The following is a 21227-nucleotide window of genomic DNA, read 5'->3' as shown; positions in this document are numbered from 1 at the left end:
CCCCACCATGATCGATGCCCTCTACATTTCCGCGACCGGCCTGCGCAGCCAGCAGGAACAGATCGACGTCATTTCCAATAACGTCGCCAACATGCAGACGCCCGGTTTCAAGAAGAGCCGGATAAGTTTTGCCGAAATCACCGGTGCCGTATCGGAAGCGCGCGAACCCGCCGCGCCCGTGTTCAATGGCGGCGGCACGCGCGTGCTGTCCACGTCGACGGTGTTCAGCGGCGGCGAGATGCGCCTGACGCAGAACGCGACCGATCTGGCGATCGAGGGCAACGGCTTTTTCGAACTGGAAACGGCGGCGGGCGAAAAGGTCTATACCCGTGCCGGACAGCTGCGCGTCGATTCCGACGGCTATCTGGTTTCGGTAGGGGGACTGCGCTTGGCGCAGGGCGTGCAGGTGCCGCCGGATGCGGTGGACCTGCGCGTCGCGCCGACCGGTGAAGTGACGGCGCGTCTGGGCAACGACAGCGAGCGTACGCAGATCGGTGCGATCGAGCTCGCGACCTTCGCCTCGCCCGATGGATTGCAGGCCATCGGCGAGAACAACTTCTCGCCGACCGCCGAGTCGGGCGGGGCGAGCTTCGGCCGTCCTGGCGATGCCGGTTTCGGTCGCCTGCAGCAGGGTTATCTGGAAATGGCCAACGTCGATCTGATCGACGAAATGACGGCGCTAGTGATGGCGCAGCGCGCTTATCAGCTCAATGCGCGCGTGCTGCAAGCCTCCGATCAGATTCTCGAAACCATCAACAACCTGCGCCGCTGATGCTCCGGTTCCTGCCCCTGCTGTGGCTCTTGCTGGGCGCGCCCGCGTTCGCTGCGGACGCGGCGGCATCGGCTGAGCGCATCGTCTCGGTCGCGCGCGAGGCTCTGCTGGCGCGCGCGCAGGCCGAAGGCATCGACGTGCTCGTCGAGCCGGTGGGGCGGGTGCAGAGCGTGTCGGCGGCGGCCAGCGAGGTGGCTGAAGTGGCCGTGATCGACTGGCAGAGCCCGTGGTTGCGTTCGCGTGTCGGCGTGCCGGTGCAGGTGCGCGCGGCGAGCGGAATCTCGTCGACCGTGGTCGTCTGGTTCGCGCTGTCGGCGCCGAAGGAAGGGCTCGTCTATGCGCAGGACGCGGCTCGCGGTGCATCCGGGGCGCAGACGCCGACGACGATGGCGCGTTACGACCTCGCACGCAGCGGCGAGCCGGCGCTTTCTTCGCCGGAAGCGATCGTCGTACAGCGGCTTCGTCGCAGCGTGCGCGCCGGCATGCCGGTGCTCGCCAGCGATTTCGAAGCCATTCCGACCGTGCAGGCGCAACAGCCGGTGCGCATCGCCGTGGCACAGGGAGCGGTGCGACTGGACGTCGCCGGTCGCGCGCTCGTCGATGGCGAAACCGGCCAGATCATTTCCGTACTCCCGTCGCATGCGACCGAACCGGTGCGTGCGCGCGTGGTTTCTTCCCAGGTGGTGACTCTTGAGAACTGAGCAATCCCTACGTCTGGCCGTCGCGCTTTTGGCGCTGATGGCGGTGCCGCTGGTCATGGCTTCGCCGCGATCGAGCCTGATCGATCCGGCGACCTTCCGTGGCCCGGCCGCCGACCAGCGCGCCTACCGGATCGGCGACGTGCTGACGGTGTATGTGCTGGAGACCGCCCACGCACGCTCGCAGGCCGGAACCGGCGCCGAACGCAACACCGATATCGGCATCGCCTTGCACGCGCCGTCGACGGCGTACGAGGCCGACCTCGGCGTGCGGAACAAGAACAACGGCGCGGCGCAGACGCAACGCATCGGCGAACTGCGCGCGCAGCTCAGCGTGCGCGTCGTCGCTTTGGAGCCCAACGGCTTGCTGCGCGTCAGCGGCGGCCAGATGCTTGCGGTCAATGGCGAGCAGCAGCGCATCACGCTCAGCGGCCTGGTGCGTCCAGAGGACATCACGGCCGGCAACATCGTCTGGTCGAGCCGCCTCGCCGAAGCCGAGGTTTCGTTGTCGGGCAAGGGCGTCGTCAGCGAAGCGCAGAAGCGCAGCCTGATCGCGCGCATCGTGCAATGGCTGGGTCTGTGATGCGCGCCGTCCTGTTTGTCCTGTTGGCGCTGGTCGCCATTCCCGTGCATGCGCAGGGCGCCAACGCCGTCGCCCTGAAGGATCTGGCGCGCGTGGCCGGCGTGCGCGAGAACCCGTTGACCGGTTACGGCCTGGTGTTCGGCCTGTCCGGCTCCGGCGACTCGGCGCGCAATCGCGCGACCCTGCAATCGGTCGCGAATACCTTGCGCACGTATGGCGTGAACGTGGCGCTGGACGATCTGGCCAGCCGCAACGTGGCGGCGGTCATCGTGACGGCGAAGCTACCGGCCTTCGCCGAACCAGGCCAGACATTGGATGTGCAGGTCGCCTCGTCCGGCGATGCGCGCAGCCTGACCGGCGGTACGCTGCTGCTGACGCCGTTGAGCGGACCGGATGGTCGCGTGTACGCCATCGCGCAGGGGTCGATTTCCGTCGGCGGCTACCAGTTCGAAGCACTCACCGCGTCAGTGCAGAAGAACCATCCGACCGTAGGTGTAATACCGGCGGGTGCGACGGTCGAACAATCCCCGCCCTTGCAGGTCGGTGGCGACGGCCGGCAGCTGAGCATCCTGCTCAACCAGCCGGACTTCACCCTCGCCAACCGCATCGTGCAGGCATTGCAGGCCTCGCTGCCCGGCATCGATGTGCACGCCGAGCATGCCGGCAAGGTCAGCGTGCGTTTCGCCGCGCCGCCGACCAATCTCGTGGCCGAGATCGCGCGCATCGAGAACGTAGCCGTTCAGCCGGTGCGCAAGGCGCGCGTCGTCGTCAACGAACGTACCGGCACCGTCGTCGCCGGCGGCGATGTGCGACTGGGTCGCGTCAGCGTCTCGCAGGGCGAGCTGCGCGTGGAGATCGCGACCGAGTACCGCGTCTCGCAACCGGAAGGCGTCGTGTTGCGGCAGGCCGATGGCATCCGCACCGCCATCGTTCCGGAAAGCCGGATCGAAGCGAAGGAAGGGCCGGCGCCGCTGGTGAACGTGCCGGAAGGCGCGACGGTATCGGACCTCATTGCGGCGCTGCGCGGCATCCGTCTTCCCACCCGCGATGTGATCGCGGTCCTGCAATCCATCAAGGCCGCCGGCGCGCTCGACGGCGAACTGGTCATCCAATAGGACATCCCATGAGTTCCGGCAACGATCTCACCACCGAAGCCATCCGGCTCGCGCTCGGCATGAACCAGTTGCGCGCCGAATACGCCAGTCAGAATATTTCCCGCGCCAACACGCCCGGTGCACAGGCGACGCGCGCGGATTTCGGCGCGACGCAGGCCCTGTTGCGGCAAGCCGCGGCCGCCGACGGCGCGAGCGAAACCGGCCTCATGTCGTCGCTGATGACGGCACCGGCGCCGAGCTTGCGTTCCGATCCGCTCGGCGCATCGATCCAACTCGACGAAGAGGTTGCCGACATGTCGTCGGCAAGCCTGAACTACCAGGCCCTGAGCGAATCGCTGGGTCGTCACTTCGGCCTGATGCGTCTGGCCGTCACCGGGAAGAATTGAGCATGTCGATCGAATCCATCATGGATGCCACGCGTTCGGGCCTCGCTTACGAGCGCCTGCGCATGGAAGCCGCGAGCCGCAACATCGCGGCCGCGAACGTGCCGGTCGCCGCCGATGCACAGTCGGCGAATGCAACGGCTGGCAACGGCTTCGACGCGCACCTGCAGAACGCGGCGCAGGCCACGCGCACCGTGCACGACCCCGGTCATCCGATGGCCGACAAGGAAGGCATGGTGCATTACCCGGCCACCGATCTCGTACAGGAAATGACGACGCTGATGACGGCGAGTCGCGGCTACGAGGCGAATGTCCGTGCCTTCAACCTGCTGCGCGGCATGCTGGTCAAGGCCTTCGAGCTGGGGGCGAAATGATGAGCGGGATCGAAGCGATCGGCGCCATCGCGCCCTCGGCCCTGACGGCCATCGAGGTGCCGGCATCGACGTCCGGTGCGCAAGCGGCCGATTTTCGCCAGATGCTCGGCGACGGCATCGCCAAACTCGACGACAACCTTCGTGTCGCCGATCACCAGTTGCGCGCGATGGCGGCCGGCGAAAACGTGGCCGTGCACGACGTGATGATCTCGATGGAACAGGCGCGCATGCAGTTGATGTTCATGGTCGAGGTGCGCAATCGCGCGGTCGAGGCCTACCAGGAACTGATGCGGATGCAGCTCTGAGGCCGATGGCATGAACGCTTTCAACGAATTCTTCCGGAGCCTCGGTTCCGGCGCCCGGACGGGCTTCCTCGCCGGCGCGTTGCTGATCGTGCTGGGCATGATCGCCGCGCTGTGGTGGGTATTCTCGCCCAGCTACCAGTTGCTGTTCGGCGACCTGCGCGAGGCGGATGCGGCGGAAATCGCCCAGTCGCTGACCGAGTGGAAGGTGCCGTACCGCTACACCGACGACGGCCGCGGCATCGAAGTGCCGCAGTCCCAGGTGTACGACACGCGCATGAAGCTGGTCTCGGCGGGCGTGCCGAGCGGCGGGCATGCCGGGTTCGAGCTGTTCGACGACGCCGATTTCGGCGTTACCGAGTTCGCCCAGCGCGTGAACTACCAGCGCGCCATCCAGGGCGAGCTCGAGCGCAGCATCGCCGCGCTGCCGGGCGTGCAGAACGTGCGCGTGCACCTGACCATTCGTCGTCCTGGTCTGTTCGTCGGCCAGGACGATGCGTCCAAGGCCTCGATCGTGGTCGGCATGCTGCCGGGCGAAATGCTGACGGCCGCGCAGGTGCGCGGCATCCGCAATCTCGTAGCCTCCGCCGTCGATGGCTTGTCGCCGGCGGCCGTGGTCGTGCTTGGTCCCACGGGCGTGATGCCGGGCGGTGGCGGCGCGGGCGAAGACAGCCTGATGTCGCAGAACGAGGAGCAATCGGGTTACGAGGCGCGCGTGCGGGAGCGCATCAGCGACCTGCTGAGCCAGGCCTTCCAGTTGCGCGATTTCCGCGTATCGGTCGACGCCCGCGTCAATTTCGACCAGGTAAAACGCGTCAGCGAACGCCTGCTCGAACAGGGAGAGGGTGGCAACGGCCTGCTCGTGCGCAAGCGCGTGAATCGCAGCGGCGCGGCCCCGACGGCCGATGCGACGCAGGCACCGACGACGCAGAGCCAGGAAGAGTACGACTACGCGCATGGCAGCGAGCGCGAGGAAACGATTCGTGCGCCGGGTCGCGTCGAGCGGCTGTCGATCGCGGTGCTCGTGCCGCCGGGCCTGAGCTCGGCGGAAATCGAACGGCTGCGCAAGCTCATCACGGCCGCGGCCGGCCTCGACAGCGAACGCGGGGACCGGCTGGAAATCTCGGCGCTGGCCGATGGTCCTAGCGGCATCAAGGCGATCGACGAAAACCCGGTGCTGAGCGCTTCGGGCGATCCGGACAAAGCAGCGGTGCCAGGCACGGCGCGTCCCTCGGGAGCGAGCGGTCCGTCGCGTCTGCCCGGCCCGCTCTGGACCTGGATCGCCTTGGCGATCGTTGTCGGCTTGCTTGGCGGCATCGTTCTCGCGCGACTGTTCCGCAGCACGCCGCCGGCTTTGCGACCGCAGGAACGCGATGCCGTGCTGGCCAAGATGCGCGTCTGGCTGGCCGAAGGCGGCAACGCATCATGAGTGCGCACGGACTTCGCAAGACCGCGCTGTATCTGGCCTCGTTGCCGGCCGACGAGCAGCGTTCATTGCTTGTCGCCTTGCCCGCCGAGGCGCAGCGCGCCCTGAAACCCTTGATCGCGCATGTCGCGGCGCAGGGCTGGGCGGCGCCCGAACTCGTCGGTCGGGTTCTGGCCGAAGAGATGCGCGGCCTGACGGCGGAGTCGGCGCTGTCGGTCGATGCCTTGCTGGCGCTGGGCAAGACGCTGCCGGCCGATTGGACGGCGCGCGTGTTCGCCGCCACGCCAGCGATCGACAGCAAGTTCTTGCTGGGCCTGCTCGATACGCCGTTGGAACAACGTGTGCAGGAACATCTCGCCGCGGTGCCGCGGTTGCCCGATCGCCTGCGCGACGCCTTGCTGGCCGAAGCGGCCGCTTCGGTCCGGACCGCCTGAGACCCGCCCATGCGCCGACTGAGCCCGGAACAACTGCAGCCTGCGATGCGCCCCGTGCGTCTGGGCGCATCGGAGGAGACCGCGCCGGCAAGTGCCGCCGCGACGGACGATAGCGCGGCCCGTTTGCAGGCAGCGTTCGACGAAGCGCGCGATCGCGGCTTCGACGAAGGCATGAAGGATGCGGCCAAGGAATTGCAGCGGCGTAGCGACCGCACGGCGCAAGAGTTGCGCGACGCGCAGGCCAAGGCCATGGCCGAGCTGGAAGGGAAACAGAAATCCCTGCAGGCCCTGTTGGCCGGATTGCCACAGGCCTTGAATCGCCATGCGGACGATTGCGAAACCCTGGCGGTCGAAGTCGGTTTCGCGGCGCTGGCGCGATTGCTCGGCGATCTCGATGCCGATCGCGAGCTGATGACGCGCCTGTGCCGCGCGGTGCTGCGGGACTTCGGTCAGCCATCGGCGCGATTGAGGCTCAGCGAAGCCGACTTGCCGATGATCGATGTGACGGCACTGGCTGTCGCCATCGAACCCGATCGCCGGCTCGCGCCCGGCGCCTGCGTGATCGAAACGCCGCGCGGCCAGATCGACAGCGGCCTGGACGTCCGCCTGGAAGCGATCCAGCAGGGCTTGCTGCAGGCCCTGTCCGAGCATCGGAGCCGCGCATGAGTTCGCTCGCGCAACGCGTGGTCGACAAACTGCAGCGCGCCGACCTGGCGCAGCGGCAGGGGCGGCTGGTGGCGTTCAATGGCCTTGTGATCGAATCCATCGGCCCCGACGCGCACCTGGGCGAGTTGTGCGAATTGCTGCCTGGCGACGGCCGCGAGGCCGTCCAAGCCGAAGTCGTGGGCTTTCGCCAAGATCGTGTGCTGTTGATGCCTTACGGCAATGTGCAGGGCATTTCCGCCGACAGTCGCGTGCGTGCGACTGGCCGCAGCCTGAGTATTCCGGTCGGCAATGGTTTGCTCGGCCGGGTGGTCGATGCCTTCAGTCGTCCGCTCGACGATCGCGGCGAACTGCGCTTGACGCAGGACTACCCGTTATACCGCGAACCCATCAATCCGCTCGATCGCGCCGAGATTACCGATGTGCTCGAGACCGGCATCCGCGCCGTCGACGGCTTGCTCACGCTTGGCGTCGGCCAGCGCATGGGCGTGTTCGCGGGCAGTGGCGTCGGCAAGAGCACCTTGCTCGGCATGATGGCGCGCCATGTTTCGGCCGATGTCACCGTGCTGGCCTTGATCGGCGAACGTGGCCGCGAGGTCGGGGACTTCCTGCGCCACTCGCTGGGCGAGGACGGCCTGCGCCGTTCCGTGGTGGTGGCGGCGACTGCGGATCAGCCGGCGCTCGTGCGTACGCACGCGGTACATGCCGCGCATGCGATCGCCGAGTTCTTCCGCGACCAGGGCAAGTCGGTGCTATTGATCGTCGATTCGATGACGCGCTTCGCCATGGCCCAGCGCGAGATCGGCCTGGCCATCGGCGAGCCGCCGACGTTTCGCGGCTACACGCCTTCCGTATTCGCGCAGCTCCCCCGCGTACTGGAGCGTTGCGGACGCATCGCCGGGCAGGGCGCGATCTCCGCCATCTACAGCGTGCTGGTGGAAGGCGACGACATGAACGAGCCGATCACCGACCACATGCGGGCGATCCTCGACGGACATATCGTGCTCACGCGCGAGCTGGCCGCGCGTGCGCATCATCCCGCCATCGACGTGCTGCACAGCACCAGCCGCCTGATGAGCCAGGTCGCCGCGGCGGAGGATCAGAGCCTGGCGCGTGAAGTGCGCCGCGTTCTGGCACTGTACGAAGGCTCGCGTGACCTGATCGAGCTGGGCGCGCACCAGCGTGGCGCCAATCCGGCGTTGGACCGCGCGATCGACCTCAAGCCGGCGCTGGACGCCGTGCTGATGCAAAAGCCGCAAGAATCTCTGCGCCGTGCCGAAGCACTGCGCCAGTTGCGCGCGGCGATGGAGTCGGTGCGATGACGCGCAAGCCCGGCAAGGTACAGCGACTGGTGCGGCTGAACGAGTTCCGCGAGGAGCAAGCCGGTCTGGCGATGCAGCAGCGTCTCGGCGAAGCGCGCGAGGCCGAAAAGGTGCACGCCGATGCGAAGCAGGCCGCCGAACGCGTGGGCGAAAGCAAGACGCAGGCTCAGGCCGACGGGCGCCTGGATCTCGCGCGCTACCAGGCGGCGCTGGGATTGGAGCATCGCGCGCTCGAGCACGCCGAATCGCTTCGTGCCGAACACGCCGCCTGCGAAACGCGCAGCGATGCCGCGCGCCAGGACTGGAGCAACGCGGCTTCGGCCACGCGCGTCAGCGATCAGCGTGCGCGTCGCGAACGCGCGGCCTTGTCGACCTTCCTCGAAAAGAAAGACTTCGATCACCTCAGCGATCTTCTGCTTACCCGCCTGGAGCGTACGGATGATTAACCTGTTGCCCGAACTGCCTTTGCCGGTACCGGCCGCGAATCCGGCGCGAAAGCCGGAAAGCGGAACCCTGGACTTCGCGGCGATGCTTGCGACGCCGCCGGCACCGGCAGCCACATCGGCGCCAGCGGCGGCACCTGCATCCATCGGCAGAGATGCTGTGGTTCCGATGCCGGCCGCGCCAGCGGGTGCCGTCGCTCCGGCCTTGCCCGAATCGACGCCCGCCGCGTATCCGCCGCCCGCTGCAGCGGACACATCGTCGGCGCGCGTGCGTCCGACCGCGCCCGTGCTTGCCGACCTCCAGCCATCCTGCGGCTTGTCGCAGACGGTCGTGGTGCCTGGTCCGCGTCCGAATCCGTCGCCGGTCGCCGTCGAGCCACCGGCGACGCCGACAGCACCTGCAAGCGATCCTGTCGTCGCCGGTTCGGTCGTAACCGATCCGGTCGTAACAGCACTCGCACAATCGCATCACGCGCCCACGCACGAAGGCACGATCGATCTTGTCACCTTGCCCTGGCGCCTGCGCGCCAATGCCGCGCTGTCCTATCGTTCGACCAGCGGCGGTAACGTCGGCACGGCTGCGATGGCGGATAGCGCGCGCGCACCGCTTATCGGCGGTGCAAGGTGGTCTGGCGAATTCGCGGCGCGATGGCCCACGTATACCTGGGTCAATGGCGAATGGCAGCCCACCTCGACCTTGCCGCGACCGCCGTTTCTTTCCTTGCCCGAGCGTCCGGATCATGGCTGGTGCGGCAACGCCGATCCGGTGCATGCCGGCCAAGCAACGGCTTGGACATTCTGGTCGCAGCGCCTGCTGCGCTGGCAACCCGACAGGGAAGGCGAGGGCGTGATCGCGCGCGTGCGCGATTTCGGCTTCGATCCCGCGCAGACCCAGTCCCTGATCGATTCCCTGCTGGCGCTCTCCGAACAGCAGGACATTCCCCTGCGCCGCATCGTGCTCAACGGGCACGAGATCTGGCGTGCCGATTCTTCCGTTTCCTGACCCGAGAGAACGCCTCATGCCCGTAGACGCCATCGGCAGCATCCTCAATCCGGCAAGTGCGACCGCCACGCGCCAGAACACGATCGATCAGGAAGATTTCATCAAGCTCTTCCTGTCGCAGCTCCAGTTCCAGGACCCGCTGGAGCCGGTCGACAACCGCGAGTTCCTCGCGCAGCTCGCGCAGTTCTCCAACCTCGAGCAAACGCGTCAGACCAGCCAGAACACCGAAGGCTTGCTGGTGATGAACTCGTCCTCGCAGGCGCTGAACCTGCTCAACAAGACCGTTTCCCTGGCCAACGGCAGCGGCACGACCGATACCGGCACCGTGATCGCCGTGCAATTCACCACCTCCGGTCCGGAGTTGTCGATCCAGACGACTTCGGGCCAGGTGCTCACCAACGTCCGGCTGTCGCAGATCAGCCTCGTCAAACAGTAATCGGAGTCTCACGCCATGTTCCAAGCTCTCTTCAACAGCCTCTCCGGCCTGTTCAGTTTCTCCCGGAGCCTCGACACCGTCAGTAACAACGTGTCGAACATGAACACCCCGGGTTTCCGCGGCAGCGATACCTTCTTCGAGAACGTCAATGGCGGTCTCGGCACGCGCATCTCCGGCGATGGCCTGCGTACCAGCTCGGGCGACATCCGCCAGACCGGCACGCCGACCGACCTCGCCATCGACGGCAATGGCTTCTTCGTGTTGCGCGACGGCAACGGCAACCTCTACTACACCCGCGCCGGCCAGTTCCGTTTCAACGAGGACGGCCTGTTGGTCGACAGCGTCACCGGCTATCAGGTCATGGCGATCGACTCGGCGGGAAATCTGCAGAGCATCGATCTCGATGGTTACCGCACCTTGCCGCCGCAGGCGACGACCAGCGTGCGCATGGTCGGCAATATCGCGCCGGGCACGCCTTCGACGACGATCAATTCGATCCGCGTCTACGACTCCGCCGGCGCACTGCACACATTGACCGCGACCTTGACCGACAACACGGCGGTTACGCCGGGCAGCTATCTGGTCAGCGTCGTCGACGAGACGGGTGCGACCATCGGCACGGGCGAAGTGCGCTTCGGTACCGACGGCACGCCGCTGGCCGGCTTCAATACGCTGGTCCTCAATCCGACCTACCAGGGCGTCGCGCAGTCGATCACCCTCAACTTCGGAACGCCTGGTGCGTTCTCGGGCGCCACGCGCCTGGCCGGTATCGCCTCGAATCTGGGTGCACAGGTCGCCGACGGCCATCCGCTGCTCGGCATCACGGATCTGTCGTTCGACGACAAGGGCGTGTTGCAGGTGGTCTATTCCTCGTCCGAGAAACGGTCCGGACCGCAGATCGCCTTGGCTTCGTTCCCGAACGAAAGCGCGCTCGACATGGTCGGCGGCCGACTGATCGCTGGCACCAGCGTGCTGCAGCGCGAGCTCGGTCGTCCGGGCGAGGGCGTGTTTGGTCGCATCGCCGGCGGCAGCCTCGAATTGTCGAACGTCGACCTGACCCAGGAGTTCGCCGACATGATCATCATCCAGCGCGGCTACCAGGCCAGCTCGCGCGTGATGACGGTCAGCAACGAAATGATCGAACAGCTCTACAACAGCACGCGAGGCGGCTGATGAGCGCGACGCGCCTTCGCTGGCAGGGCACGCAACGCCGACAGCGGCTGTTCGACAAGCTGTGCGACGAGCTGGCCGTATGGCTCGGGCATTGGAGCGTCGATCCGGCGTTCCTGTCGTTGTCGCCGCTCGAAGACGCGACCTGGCCGGAAGTCTCCGGTTGGCAATGGCGCCAATCCGGTGGACTTCGCGTCGGCGCGGGTTCGGCCGATCTCGATCGGCTCGGCGCCTTGCTGGCGCGTGCCTCCGCCAGCGATGCCCTGCAACTGGGGCGGCGTGTAGGCCATCGGGCCTGGAATGCCTTGCTTGCACAGCTTGCGATCGCCGGAAAGAACGAGCTGTCCTGGACGGATGCACAAGCACCTTCGGCGCGCGAGCGCGAAGCGCGTTGGGGTGGTACGGCATGGCAGCTGTCAGGCGTGGGTTTCACGGCCGTGCTCTGGATTGACGCGGAACTGTGCGAACGCTGGCTGCCTTCCACCGTGAATGCCACCTCGCGTGTCCATGCGAGAGATTCGGCCCTGGGCGGCGAACCGCTATCGCTACAGGTCGTACTCGATCTCGGCAACGCAACGCTCGCCGACACCCAGGCGCTGCGGATCGGCGACGTACTCGTATCGAATGCTCCCCTCGATCGTGCCTTCCAGCTTCGTGGCGCGCACGCCCGCCCGCTGGCGGCCGGTCGTCTCCATCGCAACGGCGAGCGACGCAGCATCCAACTCGACGCCACTTCCTGATTCGGAAATCCCATGAACAAGACTTCCCTGCATCCTATCGATCTGGTCGAGGCACCGGTGTCGCAGCCGGCCGGCCCGGCCCTAGTGGCCAAGGACATGAGCCTCGTCGGCCATGTGCCGGTCGCGCTGACCGCCCTGATCGGCAATGTTTCGCTGACGGTGGACCAGCTCTTCGCCCTGAAGAAGGGCGAAGTATTGGCGATGAACGAGTCGATCGACGCGCCGATTACGCTGGAACTCAACGGAAAGCCAGTCGCGCGCGGCGAACTCGTCGCCGTGGACGATCACTTCGGCGTCCGGATCACCGAGTTGTCATGAGCGCAGAACCCGCTTCGGCCACGGCGCCACCGCCGGCGGCGACCACCACGACGGCTCCCATTCCATTTCGCGAGTCTTCCGTCGCCTCGACCGGAGACGTGTTCGGCATGTTCGCGATCACGCTGTTGCTGCTGGCCGCGTTCGCCGGCGCGGCCTGGTACGCGCGCAAGGCAGGGTGGCTCGATCGTTGGATCGGCAAGCTGCCCGCGAAGCCGGGAATCCCGGTCAGGCGTCTGACCGTCGTCGAGCGGTTGCCGCTCAGCCGCAAGACGATGGTCTATCGCATCGTCGATGGCGATCGCCAGTACCTGCTCGCCGAATCGATGGGTGGTGTGCAATGGCTGCCGATCGATGCGCCGCCGGAGGCCGCGCCATGAGCGCAAGCCTTCGCCGCTGGCGGCTTCCGCTGCTGATTCTCGTGGCGCTGTTGGCCCTGTTGGCCGCGTCGGTCGCGTCGGCCCATCCTGCGGTCGAAGCCCTGGGGCAAGCGGTCAAGCAGGACTATTCGCCGGTCGTGCGCACCTTCGTGCTGCTCAGCCTGCTGTCGGTCATTCCGGTCTTGCTGATCGGCCTGACCTCGTTCACGCGCATCATCATCGTGCTTTCGCTCCTGCGCCATGCCCTGGGTCTGCCGCAGACGCCGCCGAACAGCGTGCTGGTGACGCTGGCGATGTTCCTGACGCTGTTCTCGATGGCGCCGGTCGTCGATCAGGTGAACAACCAGGCCTTGCAGCCTTATCTGCAGGAAAAGATCACGGTCACGCAGGCGATCGATATCGGCTCGGCGCCGGTACGCGAGTTCATGGTGCGCCAGACGCGCGAATCCGACTTGTCCGCCGTGCTCGAAATGGCACGGGCACCGCGCCCGAAAACCATCGATGACATCAAGTTCGTGCATCTGGCGCCGGCCTTCCTGCTGAGCGAACTCAAGACGGCATTCCAGATCGGCTTCGTGATTTTCCTGCCCTTTCTTCTGGTCGATCTGGTGGTGGCGGCCATCCTGATGGCCTTGGGCATGATCATGGTGCCGCCGACGACCATCAGCCTTCCGCTGAAGATCCTGCTTTTCATCCTGATCGATGGCTGGGTGCTGGTGTCCAAGGCCCTCCTGAGCAGCTACTGGACCTAGCGGGATGGTGATGGCGGCACTCCCCGACGAACCGCTGTTGTGGCGTCGCTATCGCCAGGGCGGCGATCGGGATGCGCAACAACTTCTGTTCGCGCAGTTCGCCCCCTGGGCGAGGGCAGTGGCGCGGGATGTCTATCGGCGTGTGCGCATCGTTCAGATGGACTGGGCGGACTATTCCCAGAACGCTACGCTTGGGCTGGTCGAGGCCATGGGTCGCTACGATCCTGAGCGGGGTGTGGATTTCATGGCCTACGCCAAGCCGCGCGTGCGCGGCGCCGTATTCAACGGCTTGCGTGCCTTCATGATGGAGAGCAGCTCATCGCAGGAGGGTGGCGCCCGCTATCAGGAGCGGTTGTCCTCTTTCGACGAATCCGAACCCGAGGACCTGCTGGGCCAGTTGGTCGCTTCAGTCTCGGGTTTGGCCGTCGGATTCATGTTGGACAGTGCGGCGGCCGAAGAACTAATGCAACCGAACGAGGCGGTGGAAGACGCCATCGATCGCGAGCAGACCAGTGCCTTGCTGCGGGCCGCCGTGGAGCGCCTTCCCGAGCGCGAAGAATTGGTGGTGCGCTTGCATTATTTCCAGCACATGCCCTTCGTCGACATCGCTCAGCTTCTGGGCCTGACCAAGGGGCGGATATCGCAGATCCACAAGGCGGCGATCGAGCGACTTCGAAGCTCGGCTCATGCCGGAACCGGACCGCCGGCGAGGTACTAAGGCTGCAATTTGCGGCCTTCCATTGCGTGCCTGCGCTATACCGCGAGGGCGCATCTTTTTTCCTCACCCCTTGGGCGCTACCACACCCTCCTCCCGAAGGCGCTGCATCAGCGCGTCGGCAATCGCGCTGGGATCCCCAATGTCTGGCCGCCTGCCCAGCCGCAGGCCTTGGAGAAGGTCGCCCTGCCGTTCGGTTGATATCTTGCCGTAGCTGGTGAAGGTGGTCAGTACGTGCTCGTGGCCGAGATTCTGGCTCCAGGCCTTGAACTCTTCCGCCGATGAACATGTGCTCATGCCGATCTGAACGAGGGTGTTCCGCAGACTATGGGGGTTGAAGTACGGCAGGCCAGCATCCGTAAAGGCCGCCCGGAAAAGCGCACGAATGGGGGTGGCGTTGCTCCAGTGCTTCTTCTCGATGCCAGTCGCCTCGAACTGCCCCGTTTCACCTAGTGCCGTCCTAGTGGCTGGGAACAGAGGGTCATCGTTTCCCCACAACCGGTCGTTGCGCAGGTAGTGAACCCATTCTTCGAGAATGACCTTGGCGCGGTCGCTGACGGGGAAGAAGTACGTGGTGAACGTCTTGCTGAACTTGGTTTGGACCTCGCGCGCGTCCTGATACACCTCGCTCTTGGCCAGGTCGAGGTGCTTGAGCTTGATGCTGGCGATGGCGCTGTCTCTCGCCCCTGTCAGCAGGGCAAAGGCGATCACGGCGCGATTGCGGCGCTCGATCACCGAGGAGGTCGGCATGTTGGCCAGAACATGCTCCACCTGTTCGAGCGTGGGGCAGGGGCGGCTCCGGCGGGTGGTGGCAATGCGAGCGTCCTTTTCGGAAAGGTTGAAGAAGTCCGCATCCGTATAGTGAAGCTTGGTTTTGTAGCGCGGCTGCAAAACCAGCCATTGAAAGAATCGTTTTAGCTGCGCGAGCTGGGCGTGGACGGTGGCTTTCGTGAGCCGTTTGCCGGTTATCGGGCTGATTTCCTCGGCGAGGTGCTTCTTGAAGGCGATCGCCTGTTGATGGTGGAAGGCCATGAAATCCTTGTGCCGGTTGAAGGCCTCGAATCGGGCAATGGCCATGGCGGCGGCATCCACGGCGGCTTCGCCCTGGCGTCGCGCTTCCTTGAGGTAGACAAAATATTCGCGTTTGATGCGCTGGTTGTTGGCGTTGTGCTGAGTCATGGCGGGTCACCTGGGTTGAAGTCACATTTCACGGAGGGCTGAGCGCGCAGGCTTATGTGCTGCTGCCCCTCCGGAACTGCGATCCGCAAATCGCCCGTCGCCTGACCAAGTTTTTCCAGGGATACCCGCCTGTACAGGCCGATTCCGCAATCCGGACACTCCCCGATGAGGTTTCCCTGGGAATTCGACAGCGGGCGGTATATGACTCGATTGCCGAGTGGAATGCGAGGCAACCGGCAACGAAGGCAGTAGATTTCTCCAGGGTGGCAGGGGCGTTTGTTCTTCGCGCGCCTTGCCTTGAGAAAGTCCACCAGGGCATCTCCCGCGATCAACAGTGGGCGCCTCTGGTCGATGGTGGGCAATCCCTCCGCCAGCCAGTGGCGCACTGTGTTCTTGTGCACGCCGAGCAATAGCGCCACATCACCGACCGAATAGGTGAAGTGGATCTTGACCAGCCGGTGGTTCGGGCGGCGCGCGCTCATGGCCGACCGGCTACGGGGTCGCCTTGCGGCTTTCGGCGATCTGCTGGGCCAGCCAGTCCTCGATCTCGGCTTCAAGCCATCCGACGGCACGACCACCGAGGTTGATCGGCGTCGGGAACGTTTTTTGAGCGACGCGCAGATAAATGGTGCTGCGGGACAACCCGGTACGGGCCTTGACGTCAGGCAGGCGCAGGATCGAGTGGCGGGTCGGAGGCTGCGGGAGGGTGCTGGCCATGTTTGGCGCTCCTTAGGGCGCTTGGGAACATGGCTACTCCATTGTGGGTAGAGAAAATTTCTTAGCAACGCTAGCCGTTTTCTCTACAGTCTCACCAAGGCGACCTTCTAGGCCGTGATGCGGCTAGGCGGTTCTTCCTGCGTATGTTCTCGTAGCGTTCGGCGAGCGGTCGCAAGCGGTCGACTTCTTCGCGGGCGGCTTTCAGCTCTTTCATCAGGTGCTTGTTGAGATCCTCTGCCTCGTCGATTTTCTGGAATGCGTTTTTCAGCTCTTGCTTGCAGCGATCTAGGTCGCCCGGTACAAGCCGCATATCAGCGCTAACGGATATAGCCAGTCGTTCCACGATTCTTATGATTTCAACACGTGGAACATCCGAAAACTCGCTCGGCCATTTGTTTTTTGCCCAAGCCTCGACCTCCGGAACATAGAACGTCAATGACTTTGGTGCGGGATGCAGGGCGCCGATTTTGACGGCATGTGCGATCCGCTTTCGGACCTTGTCGATGGTCTTACGAATGGGCTCGCCAGGTGGCTTTACTCTCTCAGCAATCCACAAAGCTAGTTCCGCCAACGGTTTGATCAGGGTGGTCTCGTCGTGGGGCGTGTCCACACTTTCATCTAGTGGTTCGGTCATTGAAGAGCCTCCAATAGTCGGTTGCCCGTAACCTACACCCCGTCCTGGCTCTGGGCACCGGTTATGAGCCCAGCCAGAAACCTTGTTGCCTGCCCATGGATCCCAGGCCGCTTGCTTTCCTTGGGGCCTGCCATGTTCAGGACCCGGATGTCGTGGAGGCGCAGCCATCCACGGGTCGCCGCGATAGTCTCCTCCCAGGAGGCGGCATCGAGCGCGACCAGACGAACCGGCTTGCTGGCACGCTCGGCAATGCGCAGCGTTTCCAACGTGCCGCCATCAAGGGCGCCCACGTTGAGAATCAGGGTGCCGTCGCTCTCCAGAACATTGCGCTTGGTGCGCTGGCGATACCCGCTCGATTCGGTTTCGGTGAGCTGGTATCGGAGCGGGATAGCTCCATCCTCGGCCTTACGCCCGGCCGGGCACCAGCCGCCATGCTTGCACCCGTGAATGATCGCCACATCAAGAGCAGCGCGGTCGACGCCGGTTTGGCCACCAGAAATCACCGTGTCTACAGATTCGCAAAGGATGGAATGGGTGGTCGGCATGTCTCAAAGAGTCATCAAGTCCGATCTGGATGTCTACGATGCTGCTCTTGCCAACCCTGAAATCATGAAGCTCACGGTTGAGCGGTTGTGCAAGGCGTGGCCGGGTGCCGTAGTCATCCGATCGCGCCGCTTTTACCGGCGCGTGCCGGATTTCTTCTCCCGGAACGGCGCGACAGTGCCAGGTAGCGCGAGTCCATCCAGGTAGTCCGCCCACTTTTGCATCGCCTTGCGGCGCGCGTCGGTGAACGATGTTCGGTCGTAGGCTTTCTGTACTTCGCCCCTCTTGGCGTGGGCGAGCTGGGCTTCCAGTACGTCGGAATCGATACTCAGTCGTTCGCGGCCGGCCGTGCGCAACATGCCTCGGAAGCCGTGCGTCGCATGCTTGCCCTGAAATCCCATTGTGCGCAGCGCCTTGCTCAGAGCATCGCGATGCAGGTGCGGCGATTTCTGTCTGGCCAGGGGCGGGAACACGTATTCACGGCCGGCGGTGTAGGCCTGCATGGCCTCGAGCAAGGCCTGTGCCTGGCGCGGCAGTGGCACGATGTGCGCGTGACGCATCTTCATTTTTGCCGCCGGGATGCGCCACTCGGCGCCACGGATCTCGTCCCATTGCATCGTCGCGACGACGCCGGGGCGCTGCGCTGTGTAGGCGCAGATCAGCAGGGCGGTCCGAGTGACTTCGGTGGGGTAGTCGCGCACGGCTTTGAGGACCGCGGCAATCTCGTCGGGGTGGGTGAGGGCAGGGATATGGCCCTTGTCCGCCTTTGGCAGCGTGTCGCGCAGGTCAAGCAGGCGGTCTTCGTCGCGCAGGCCTTCGTGCACGGCGAAGCGAACGATGCCCTGGGCATACTGGCGCGCTTTCCGGGCGATATCCGGCGCGTGGTCGGCGATCTTCCGCAAGACATCGATGACATCCTTGGAGGACAGGGTATCGATCCTGCGACGTTTCAGCGGCGGCAGCAGGTAGGTGGCGGTGACGTACGTCGCTTTCCTAGTACTCTCAGGCGCCCAGGTCTTGCTCTTCATCGCAAGCCAGTCGGTTGCCACGGCGCCGAACGTGCCGCGCGCTGCGCGCTTCTCCGCTTCCTGATCGAGTCGCCGCTGTTCTGCAGGGTCGATGCCGTCGCGGAGCTGTTCGCGCGCCTTGTCGCGCCGTCTGCGTGCTTCAGCGATCGACACTTCCGGGAACACGCCAAGCGCGAGACGTTTCTCCTTGCCGGCGAAGCGATACTTCCACCGCCAGTAGCGCCCGCCTTCGGTCGTCACTTCGAGATAGAGACCGAGCCCATCCCAGTGCCGACCAGGTTGGGGCCTCTTGAGTGAAACGGCACTGAGCTTGTCCGTGGTCTTGCCCACCGGAAAGGTCCCGTTATGCCCCCGACGGGGTTTGTGCCCCCAATAGTGCCCCCAGCTAGGGCGAGATGCAACGGGACGGCATGGAACGAACTGAAACAAAAAACCCCGCAAATTTGCGGGGTTTTAGGCTGTTTCTGGTACGTCTTTGGACGTCCTGAAACTGTATCGTGGTGCCCAGGAGAGGACTCGAACCTCCACGGTTTTACCCGCTAGTACCTGAAACTAGTGCGTCTACCAATTCCGCCACCTGGGCCAATCTTCCGCCATGGGCGAAAGAGCCGCGTAATCTAAAGATCGGCGCGGCGTTTGTCAATTTCGGTTCGCCGGATGCCGGCCCGAGGCGGGTCCGTTCAGGTCGGCGGTGTACCATGCGCGCATGAAGAAAACCCCGAAGAAAAAGGCCGGCGCCGGTTCCCGGCCGCCCTGGCTACCCGATTCCATCCAGCTCAGCGCCGGCCGCGATGAAAAACCCGCCCGCAAAGGGCCGCGTAAAGACGACAAGCCCGGAGGCAAGCCGGCCGGCCCGCGCGGCAAGCCGGGCAAGTCCAGCAAGCCCGGACCCGCCCGCAAGCCCGGCCATCGCGCCGACCCGCACGCCGCGCGCGAAGCGCAGCGCTACGAGAACCCCATCGTCAGCCGCGAGGCCCTGATCGCGTTCCTGTCCGACGCGCCCGGTCCGTTGGCGGTCGAGGACATCGCACGCGCCTTGAAGCTGACGGCGCCGGACCGGCTGGACGCCCTGTCGCGGCGGCTCAATGCGATGCTGCGCGACGGCCAGTTGATCATGAACCGACGCGGCGGTTTCGCCGTGGCCGAACAGCTCGACCTGATCGCCGGCGTGGTGATCGCCAACCCGGAAGGCTTCGGTTTCCTGAAGCCCGAGAAGGGCGGCGACGACCTGTTCCTGCCGCCGGGCGAGATGCGCAAGGCCCTGCACGGCGACCGCGTGCTGGTCAGCGTGACCGGCGTGGACCATCGCGGCCGGCGCGAAGCCGGGATCGTCGAAGTGCTCGAACGCCGCTTGACGCGTGTGGTCGGCCGTTACGGCGAACGCGCCGGCATCGGTACCGTGGTGCCGGATGATCGCCGCGTGCTGGCCGAATTGCTGATCCCGCCGGATGCGCGCAATGGCGCGCGCGAGGGGCAGCTGGTGGTTTGCGAGATCGTCGAGGCGCCGACCAAGGGCCGGCCGCCGATCGGCAAGGTACTGGTCGTGCTGGGCGACAAGCTCACGCCTTCGCGCGTGGTCGAGATGGCGATCCACGGCCACGATCTGCCGCACGAGTTCCCGAAGGCGGCGCTGGCCGAAGCCGCTGCCGTGCCGGTGGAAGTGCCGGCCGAGGTCGCGCGCGGCCGCGTGGACCTGCGCCAGATGCCGCTGGTGACCATCGATGGCGAAGATGCCAAGGATTTCGACGATGCGGTTTATTGCGAGACCGACAGCAAGGGCTTCCGCCTGATCGTCGCGATCGCCGACGTCTCCCATTACGTGCGGCCCGGCACGGCGCTGGACGACGAGGCGGTCCTGCGCGGTACCTCGGTCTATTTCCCGGGCTTCGTCGTACCGATGTTGCCGGAGACCTTGTCGAACGGCATCTGCTCGCTGAATCCGAAGGTGGACCGGCTCTGCTTCGTCTGCGACATGCACGTCGATTTCGAAGGCCAGGTGACGCGTTCGAAGTTCTACGAGGCGGTGATGCGCTCGCACGCGCGTCTGACCTATACCCAGGTCTGGAAGGCGGTGGGCGAGAACGACGAGGAGGCGCGCACGCAGATCGGTGCGGTGTTGCCGCACGTCGAACGCCTGCACCAGCTCTACCAGGTGCTGGCGAAGGCGCGGACGAAACGCGGTGCGATCGAATTCGAGTCCGGCGAAACACGCTTCGTGCTCGACTCCAAGGGCGAGGTCATCCAGGCCGGCATGCTCGAGCGCAACGATGCGCACAAGCTTATCGAGGAATGCATGATCGCCGCGAACGTGGAAGCGGCCAAGTTCGTGCTGAAGAAGAAGATCCCAGCGCCGTTCCGCGTGCACGACCGTCCGCCGGAATCCAAGTACGCCGACCTGCTCGAATACCTGTCCGAGTTCGGCCTGCGCCTGCCGTCCTACGCGGCGGTGACGCCGAAGGACTTCACCACGTTGTTGAAGAAGATCCGGGCGCGGCCGGATGCCGCGTTGCTGGAAACGGTGTTGCTGCGTTCGCAGAGCCTGGCGGTGTACGCCACCGACAACAAGGGTCACTTCGGTCTGGCGCTGGAAGCCTACGGGCATTTCACTTCGCCGATCCGCCGTTATCCCGATCTGCTGCTGCACCGATCCATCAAACATGCGCTCGCCAGCGGCAGCGAGGATGGTTTTTCCTATTCGGCCGAAGAAATGGCCGGGCTCTGCCTGCAATGTTCGGAAAAGGAGCGCCGCGCCGACGAAGCCGAGCGCGAGGTGGACGAACGCTACCGCAGCGCCTGGATGGAACAGCACGTCGGCAGCGAGTTCGATGGCGTGATCAGCGGCGTGACCTCGTTCGGCCTGTTCGTCGAGCTCAGCGAATCCAAGGTCAACGGCCTCGTGCACGTGACCCAGCTGCCGCACGACTATTATCATTTCGATCCGCTGCGCAAATCGCTGCGCGGCGAACGCAAGGGGCGTGTCTGGCGCCTGGGCGACCCGGTGCGCGTGCTGGTGCTGAAGGCCAGCGTCGAAGACAAGCGCATCGACTTCAAGCTGGTGGAGCCGGAAGCGCCGAAAAAGAAGAAGGCATGGGCGGAGTGA

General features: G+C 65.2%; 27 protein-coding genes and 1 tRNA gene. 21 read left to right on the top strand and 7 right to left on the bottom strand.

Annotated elements, in window-relative coordinates:
* Positions 1–7: 7 nt before the first annotated feature.
* The 20 genes from flgG (at position 8) to QM707_RS07480 (ending at position 14029) form a co-directional block, all read left to right on the top strand.
* Positions 8–772: a flagellar basal-body rod protein FlgG gene (gene flgG, locus QM707_RS07575; protein ID WP_415001242.1), complete on the top strand. Its 765-nt coding sequence runs from the start codon at positions 8–10 to the stop codon at positions 770–772.
* The gene (gene flgA, locus QM707_RS07570) at positions 772–1473 is read left to right on the top strand and encodes a flagellar basal body P-ring formation chaperone FlgA (protein WP_415001241.1); all 702 of its coding nucleotides are present in this window, start codon (positions 772–774) and stop codon (positions 1471–1473) included. Before flgG ends, flgA begins: the two co-directional genes overlap by 1 nt.
* On the top strand, positions 1463–2053 hold the full coding sequence (locus QM707_RS07565; protein ID WP_415001240.1) for a flagellar basal body L-ring protein FlgH: 591 nt from the start codon (positions 1463–1465) through the stop codon (positions 2051–2053). Before flgA ends, QM707_RS07565 begins: the two co-directional genes overlap by 11 nt.
* Positions 2053–3168 (top strand): flagellar basal body P-ring protein FlgI, encoded by a 1116-nt coding sequence (locus tag QM707_RS07560; protein ID WP_415001239.1) that lies wholly within the window; start codon positions 2053–2055, stop codon positions 3166–3168. Before QM707_RS07565 ends, QM707_RS07560 begins: the two co-directional genes overlap by 1 nt.
* An 8-nt stretch (positions 3169–3176) precedes the next feature.
* Complete coding sequence (locus QM707_RS07555) at positions 3177–3554, top strand: flagellar basal body rod protein FlgB (protein ID WP_415001238.1); 378 nt, start codon at positions 3177–3179, stop codon at positions 3552–3554.
* A 2-nt stretch (positions 3555–3556) separates the two neighbouring features.
* Positions 3557–3925: a flagellar basal body rod protein FlgC gene (locus QM707_RS07550; protein WP_415001237.1), complete on the top strand. Its 369-nt coding sequence runs from the start codon at positions 3557–3559 to the stop codon at positions 3923–3925.
* Positions 3925–4230 carry a flagellar hook-basal body complex protein FliE gene (gene fliE / locus QM707_RS07545; RefSeq protein ID WP_415001236.1) on the top strand — a complete coding sequence of 102 codons (306 nt, stop codon included), beginning with the start codon at positions 3925–3927 and terminating at the stop codon, positions 4228–4230. Before QM707_RS07550 ends, fliE begins: the two co-directional genes overlap by 1 nt.
* A gap of 10 nt (positions 4231–4240) precedes the next feature.
* On the top strand, positions 4241–5656 hold the full coding sequence (gene fliF, locus QM707_RS07540) for a flagellar basal-body MS-ring/collar protein FliF (protein ID WP_415001235.1): 1416 nt from the start codon (positions 4241–4243) through the stop codon (positions 5654–5656).
* Positions 5653–6087, top strand: a complete 435-nt coding sequence (locus QM707_RS07535) for a hypothetical protein (protein WP_415001234.1) — start codon at positions 5653–5655, stop codon at positions 6085–6087. Before fliF ends, QM707_RS07535 begins: the two co-directional genes overlap by 4 nt.
* Before the next feature lie 9 nt (positions 6088–6096).
* On the top strand, positions 6097–6753 hold the full coding sequence (locus QM707_RS07530) for a FliH/SctL family protein (RefSeq protein WP_415001233.1): 657 nt from the start codon (positions 6097–6099) through the stop codon (positions 6751–6753).
* Entirely contained in the window at positions 6750–8072 is a 1323-nt protein-coding gene (locus QM707_RS07525; protein WP_415001232.1) for a FliI/YscN family ATPase, read from the top strand. The genes QM707_RS07530 and QM707_RS07525 overlap by 4 nt, the downstream gene beginning before the upstream one ends.
* Positions 8069–8518 (top strand): hypothetical protein, encoded by a 450-nt coding sequence (locus tag QM707_RS07520; RefSeq protein ID WP_415001231.1) that lies wholly within the window; start codon positions 8069–8071, stop codon positions 8516–8518. Before QM707_RS07525 ends, QM707_RS07520 begins: the two co-directional genes overlap by 4 nt.
* A 283-nt stretch (positions 8519–8801) precedes the next feature.
* Positions 8802–9518, top strand: coding sequence for a hypothetical protein (locus QM707_RS07515; RefSeq protein WP_415001230.1), 717 nt, complete (start codon positions 8802–8804; stop codon positions 9516–9518).
* A gap of 16 nt (positions 9519–9534) precedes the next feature.
* Positions 9535–9954, top strand: coding sequence for a flagellar hook assembly protein FlgD (locus QM707_RS07510; RefSeq protein ID WP_415001229.1), 420 nt, complete (start codon positions 9535–9537; stop codon positions 9952–9954).
* Positions 9955–9969: 15 nt separating this feature from the next.
* Positions 9970–11127: a flagellar basal-body rod protein FlgF gene (gene flgF / locus QM707_RS07505; protein ID WP_415001228.1), complete on the top strand. Its 1158-nt coding sequence runs from the start codon at positions 9970–9972 to the stop codon at positions 11125–11127.
* Positions 11127–11864, top strand: coding sequence for a hypothetical protein (locus QM707_RS07500; RefSeq protein WP_415001227.1), 738 nt, complete (start codon positions 11127–11129; stop codon positions 11862–11864). Before flgF ends, QM707_RS07500 begins: the two co-directional genes overlap by 1 nt.
* Positions 11865–11876: 12 nt before the next feature.
* Complete coding sequence (locus tag QM707_RS07495) at positions 11877–12182, top strand: FliM/FliN family flagellar motor switch protein (RefSeq protein ID WP_415001226.1); 306 nt, start codon at positions 11877–11879, stop codon at positions 12180–12182.
* Positions 12179–12559 (top strand): hypothetical protein, encoded by a 381-nt coding sequence (locus QM707_RS07490; protein WP_415001225.1) that lies wholly within the window; start codon positions 12179–12181, stop codon positions 12557–12559. The genes QM707_RS07495 and QM707_RS07490 overlap by 4 nt, the downstream gene beginning before the upstream one ends.
* A complete protein-coding gene (fliP, locus tag QM707_RS07485; protein WP_415001224.1) occupies positions 12556–13311 on the top strand; it encodes a flagellar type III secretion system pore protein FliP in 756 nt (251 codons plus the stop codon). The genes QM707_RS07490 and fliP overlap by 4 nt, the downstream gene beginning before the upstream one ends.
* A 10-nt stretch (positions 13312–13321) precedes the next feature.
* Positions 13322–14029 (top strand): sigma-70 family RNA polymerase sigma factor, encoded by a 708-nt coding sequence (locus QM707_RS07480; RefSeq protein WP_415001223.1) that lies wholly within the window; start codon positions 13322–13324, stop codon positions 14027–14029.
* A 63-nt stretch (positions 14030–14092) separates the two neighbouring features.
* Here QM707_RS07480 and QM707_RS07475 read toward each other — a convergent pair whose 3' ends face one another.
* The 7 genes from QM707_RS07475 to QM707_RS07445 form a co-directional block, all read right to left on the bottom strand.
* Positions 14093–15205, bottom strand: coding sequence for a tyrosine-type recombinase/integrase (locus QM707_RS07475; protein ID WP_415001222.1), 1113 nt, complete (start codon positions 15203–15205; stop codon positions 14093–14095).
* Positions 15202–15687 (bottom strand): helix-turn-helix domain-containing protein, encoded by a 486-nt coding sequence (locus QM707_RS07470; RefSeq protein WP_415001221.1) that lies wholly within the window; start codon positions 15685–15687, stop codon positions 15202–15204. Before QM707_RS07470 ends, QM707_RS07475 begins: the two co-directional genes overlap by 4 nt.
* A gap of 10 nt (positions 15688–15697) precedes the next feature.
* A complete protein-coding gene (locus QM707_RS07465) occupies positions 15698–15922 on the bottom strand; it encodes a helix-turn-helix transcriptional regulator (protein ID WP_415001220.1) in 225 nt (74 codons plus the stop codon).
* Positions 15923–16013: 91 nt separating this feature from the next.
* Positions 16014–16556, bottom strand: coding sequence for a hypothetical protein (locus QM707_RS07460; RefSeq protein ID WP_415001219.1), 543 nt, complete (start codon positions 16554–16556; stop codon positions 16014–16016).
* A gap of 32 nt (positions 16557–16588) precedes the next feature.
* Positions 16589–17101, bottom strand: coding sequence for a putative molybdenum carrier protein (locus tag QM707_RS07455; RefSeq protein WP_415001218.1), 513 nt, complete (start codon positions 17099–17101; stop codon positions 16589–16591).
* Between the two features lie 132 nt (positions 17102–17233).
* Positions 17234–18556, bottom strand: coding sequence for a tyrosine-type recombinase/integrase (locus QM707_RS07450; RefSeq protein WP_415001217.1), 1323 nt, complete (start codon positions 18554–18556; stop codon positions 17234–17236).
* 69 nt (positions 18557–18625) lie between these two features.
* Positions 18626–18710: transfer RNA gene (locus tag QM707_RS07445), tRNA-Leu, on the bottom strand.
* Positions 18711–18833: 123 nt separating this feature from the next.
* On the opposite strand from QM707_RS07445, the gene rnr reads away from it, so the two are divergent.
* A complete protein-coding gene (rnr, locus tag QM707_RS07440) occupies positions 18834–21227 on the top strand; it encodes a ribonuclease R (protein ID WP_415001216.1) in 2394 nt (797 codons plus the stop codon).

The organism is Arenimonas sp. (assembly GCF_047602345.1).
In the GTDB taxonomy this organism is placed as follows: Bacteria; Pseudomonadota; Gammaproteobacteria; order Xanthomonadales; family Xanthomonadaceae; genus Arenimonas.
Note: the sequence above shows the minus strand (reverse complement) of the source record. Positions and strands in the feature narration are given on the sequence as shown.